Here is a 5,261-nt window from a genome sequence, read left to right on the forward strand (position 1 = left end):
TAAGTTAAGTTTACCAATAAATCCTACCGAAGCCACAAAACTTATTGAGTCAACAATTGCTGGATTTGTGAGATTAAAACCTCCCATATACTGTCTCCACTTTAAATGGAAATTCTTATCAAAACACTCAATAAAACTAGCTGATGCATTCATATCAGTGTCTGCATAGAATATTAACAGATTATTTTTATAAAAATATAAGTAAGTCTCTGAAATGATTTCATCAGTCTGAAGTTTTATTGTCTCTGTTTTTCCCCCAATTTGCATTCGTAACAGTCCATTGGGATATAAAGTATATGAGTAATTTTCAAACATTCCAGAGACTGTATCTTGTACCGATGTTCCAATCGTCATAGGTTTAATCCTTGTCGGCGATAAAAAGACAAGATTTTTTCTAGGAGCGAAATTGCCAAGATTGGAAGAATCTGAAATATGTTTATTTGTTCCATTGTCAGAACTACTAAATTTGCAATTAGATAGAAGAAAGATCAAGGCGAGGAGTGAAATAATACGTAGTATCATTGGATTTAATTTATGTGATTTCCTAGGATAATCAGTTAATGCAAATTAACAAATAGTGTACATCGATTATATTATTTGTAACTCAAAGATTGCATATTAGACTTTCAATTATCTGGTTGCTTGTGAGTTTTTTACACAGTCTCAATAGTCGAAAGTGAGTCTTTCTGTCCAGGCAAATTTGTCAGGATGGCGTAGTCTTGGTAAACGGCAGCGAGTTGTCTAGGCATAGTTAATTTGTCTTGGTGACGATGCATAAACCATTGTTGTTGTCTCTGAGGTAGAAAATAGATAGCCCTAAGTTATAGTGCGTTTATTATCTTAAAAGCTTGTCTATTGCAGCAATTGTCATTTGTCCTTGACTTGGACGCGGAGCATTTTTATTAAAGATATTCCCTCCCTTATCTATCAAAGCATAAGTAGGTACACCAAGAATATTAAATAGTTTTGATAGTATATTATATTCGTCAGGGCTAAGAAGATAATGATCCCCAGCCATATTCTCTGATTTAATTAATGTTTCCCAATTCTTTTTATCTGATCTATTGCATAAATTCAAAAATACCACATCCTGTCCAGCGAAATGGGCACTTAATACTTTTGCATGAGGTATCTCTTGTCTGCAAGGGCCACACCATGTAGCCCAAAAATCTATGTATACAACTTTACCCTTATATTTTCCAATAGGTTTTTCATAAACCTTATCAGCTTCATTTTTAAGAAGGGGTGGAAGAATGTTTGTATTGTTATTCAATGGTTTGAAGGCTTTTGCCTGATAAAACTGATCTGTTTTTCTTAAGTAGGAGAGAATGATTTTATTAGAAATCAATGAATCCATTTGGGTCCACTCATCTTGGGAAGGAGAATATGTTATATCATTTGAATAGCACGCTGAAAACCCGTGGGCAATAATCAGATCTCTTCCTATCCCCTTTGGGAAATATTTTACAGATTCTAAGAGTAATTTTGTTAAATATTTGTTTGTGAGCTGATTGATTTCTCCCCGCCTTAACTCTGAAAACTCCTGGTATTCTTTTGATCTTGTAATTGAGGTATCCCTATCATAAAATTTAGAAATCAAGAATAATTCCCGATCGGAAAATTTCTTAGTTTCTCTGAAGTAGTCAATAATTCCATCATTCAAAATGTAATCCTTCCGCATAATATCCCTTATATTGTTGATATACATGCCATAATATGTGGACCCGATAGCTGCCGGATTATTGATTTGAAATTTGCCATATAAATGTTGGTAGAAATCTGAAGGTAATCCCTTTCGTTTCACCGCGTAAGGGTAGGAGAAATCTAGACGATAAATAATCAAAGCCCATGCAGGTTCATAAGATAAATCAAGCTTGATAATGTCTATTGCTTTTTGACTGATCCTGACCTTTTTACAATATTCATCAACATAGCTTATTTTTCTTTTTAATAGGTCATCGCAGAAGTTTTCAAATGATTGGAAATCGCTTTGAGTTTTTTTGTGATATAGGTTTAATTTTTCCATATCTTTCTTAAACTTGCTATTTATAGCTGTTCTGAGCTTATAAACTTCAATATTTAGTTCCCCATTCTCCCCTGTAAGAACATGTGTGCCATTATCATTTATTGTTACATTATAGGTCTCTCCAGGTACTAGGTATAATGGGATTTGAGTCCTGGCTATCTGCATCCCCGAATTCATAGTAGGGCACACAAGATCGAAAGATATTTTAAAGTTTCCAGTTGAGTCAATTGGAAACACCTCTTGATTCATTATACCCGTTACATTATCTTTAATGTGTAAATTACCTGTTTTATCTACTCCTTTGTAATTATTTATATGTCCGTTAATTAAAACTTCCCCAGGTTGAATTGGATTTGAAGAAGTTGGTATCTCCTGAGCATATGAATTTATTGCTACAAAAATTGTTATCAAGAGAGTCAAAATTCTTTGTTTTTTCATATGAGTCTGATTATTAGGAAGTCTTTGGATAATTTATGAATTATTCTGGAAAATTTATATGATGTTCTGGCTAAACGATATTTTCATGCTAATTATTACAATTTTTATAGAGTTATAGTGCGTTTGCTTAGGCATTTATTGGGTCAGTCTCGTGGCACGAATGCACTATAACGGCCAGCGGGTATGGGTAGTAAGTGTTACCTGACGCAGCCATCCGATTACTTGTCCTGGTACTTTAGCCAGAAAGCTGTCCCGGTGGCAAGGAGGGTATGGCGCAATTTTTGCCAGTCCCGACGAAAGATAATTTGTCTCGGAATAACGGAGTTGTCCAGAGCCGGAATCACTAAATTGGTAAACGGAAGAGAAGTTTTGTTTCATGATGTAATTGTCAAGGTGTGAGGCAAAAATTGTGACAAGCTTATTGCCTATACCCGCTTGTTAGCTGCTGGGCCAATTTTAAAACTGTCAAGGTTGCAGAATTTGTCTCGGTAAAGAAGCATTTTTTAAGTCCTGGTAAACGGCATTGATTTGTCATGATGCACGAATTGTCTAAACGGCGAAGAGACCATTTGTCATCTTGTTATAATACTCATTTTGGTTCTAATAAAACACTGAATATTCGGAATTATGAGGGCTGGTATATGTAATAAGCGTTTTGGGAATATTTCTCAAAATTGTCATGGTTGGAAAGCTTATTACATGTACCAGTGAGTTAGCTGTAGGGCAAATTTTGGAGTTGGTATGATGTAATAAAAGTTTCTAATTTAGCTGCTTTTCTCGCCGAGTGGTAGGGACGGGCTGGAAGGCTCTTTACGCAAATTCCGAATTGCATATTAATCCAAATTTAAGTTTTGCGTAATGTGCCTGACAGCGAAGGGAAGGGATTGTAAGATTTGATATTATTAGAGCTATCAGAATCACTCTGATGTCATCATATTTCAGCAAGGTGCATTTTATTCATCGAAAATATTTCAAAGTTTATGCATTAATATTTATTCAACTTTTTCCTCATCATCTACCTCCCTCTTAGGAAGTGCATTATTTGGAATCATTTTTAATCTGTTTGGATTGGGATTTGAATCACCATATTGATGCTTAGCTAGACAAACCTTTATCAGAATACCAATCTCTTTAAGTGTTGTGGGCGATGAATAACTATATTGATATTCTAAATCTAAGGCTGTTAAAACCTTAAGCAAATAAAATGAGTTTTTGGGGATAGAAACTATATATTTATGGACTTGTGCTTTCCAATTCGGTGGTCTCTCATAAATAAGAAGAAGGATTAATTCCAATTTTTTAAGTTCACTTGACTCATTAGATATTTGGTCATACAACAAAGGGCCAATTTTATTGGAAAATAGATCATCCTTAAAATATCGTACTACGTTATTTGGAATAACTTTTATTATCTTATTAGCTCTTTCTTCTAAAGTAGCTCCGAAATCACCATGGAGTATGAAGTTTTGTCCTTCAAAGGCAGCTTCACCTTCAGTAGCAAGAATTGGAGTTAAAGCTAGTAATACCTTAGAAATCTGTTCCCAACCCCGCATAAGCTCATTTAATAGGTCTCTTTTTACAGACGGATCAACAAAATCACTGTTTCTTAGTGCTCTTGAAGTGGACTTAATACTTTGCATTAATACATGGAGAGAATATTCATGAAAAATTTGATGAATACTTTGATCATATGGCCTTATAGGATTATAAGTTCTATCTGCATACTTATCCTTTACAGAATCAGGTAGACTTGACTTTATTACATTCTCACCTATTAGGTTCTGCATCCTTTCAATGCTTTCTGGTGTCGGTTCCCATCTAGCCAATTTATATGGATCCATTCCATCTGGTAACCCGACTTTACTATGTACAATATCACAAGTATCTTTCAAATCCTGCAATAATACTTTTAAAGCATTACCTCTTCTCCTGTCAATACCTGTGTAGAATTCTATTATCTCAGGGAAGGCAAGATATCTTTTATTTTCAAACATGTAATCAGTGAAAGAATCACTATGATGCATTCTCTGTGCAGCAAAATAATATACCCAATATGAGGCTCTAAAGACATACTGGTCTACTCTTTTTATAATTATGGTATTTGAGTAGAGAATATCAAAAACTGTTTCGATTTCAAGTCCGATAAGGTTTTCAATGCAGAATTTCTTAATTGTTGAGATAAATTCTTCCCGCGAAAATTGATACTTGTTTTCCTTAATCATCATTTCGCAAAAATATCCTAGAACAAACTCACAATCAGTGACATCTGGTTTAGATTTATAATTTGGAATTTCTTCACTATCAAATAATAGTGTTAAGACTCTTTCTAACATTTTAGTCCGGTTGACTGGACTGTCATCATAGTATTTCTCTGAAACTTTTAAAATGGTTAAGCAATTCATTGGAGTCCTATGAATATTTAAGACTTCCAAATCTGATACTACCTTGTGAATAACAGAGTCTTCATCTCCAATATGTCTTTTGTTATTGTATTCAGAGACAACTTTTCGAATATGTCCTCTACTTAATGCTAGGAGGTGCAGTACTTTGAAGTCTCTATGAATTGTTTCTGATTTTGGGGTGCTTGAGAAGTTAATTTCGTCAATAGTTTGCATTACTATTATACGGATATCAGAAAATAAATCACACAGATTTTTCAATAAAATAAATGAATCCTTATCATTGAGAGTCCATGAATCTAGTGTCTTAACCCCCTATAAGTTGGACAGATTTATTAAAAGAGTTTAGTACTTCTTGTTTAATGTTTTCATTATTTTCATTCATCAACCGATTAGCA

The 5,261-nt window shown here is 34.0% G+C and carries 3 protein-coding genes; all 3 read right to left on the reverse strand.

Annotation, left to right across the window (positions count from 1 at the left end; translation table 11 throughout):
• The coding region (locus SA378_RS01660) for a hypothetical protein (protein ID WP_318524255.1) at positions 1-354 on the reverse strand (354 nt) is incomplete at its 3' end.
• A gap of 481 nt (positions 355-835) precedes the next feature.
• Positions 836-2,464, reverse strand: a complete 1,629-nt coding sequence (locus SA378_RS01665) for a redoxin family protein (RefSeq protein ID WP_318524256.1) — start codon at positions 2,462-2,464, stop codon at positions 836-838.
• 992 nt (positions 2,465-3,456) lie between these two features.
• The gene (locus SA378_RS01670; protein WP_318524257.1) at positions 3,457-5,124 is read right to left on the reverse strand and encodes a hypothetical protein; all 1,668 of its coding nucleotides are present in this window, start codon (positions 5,122-5,124) and stop codon (positions 3,457-3,459) included.
• Between the last annotated feature and the right edge of the window lie 137 nt (positions 5,125-5,261).

It is taken from the genome of Sedimentibacter sp. (genome assembly GCF_033447055.1).
Lineage (GTDB): Bacteria > Bacillota > Clostridia > Tissierellales > Sedimentibacteraceae > Sedimentibacter.

Coding starts and splice junctions, on each gene's coding strand:
- SA378_RS01665 (WP_318524256.1), bottom strand. CDS start 2,464: ATGAAAAAACAAAGAATTTTGACTCTCTTGATAACAATTTTTGTAGCA.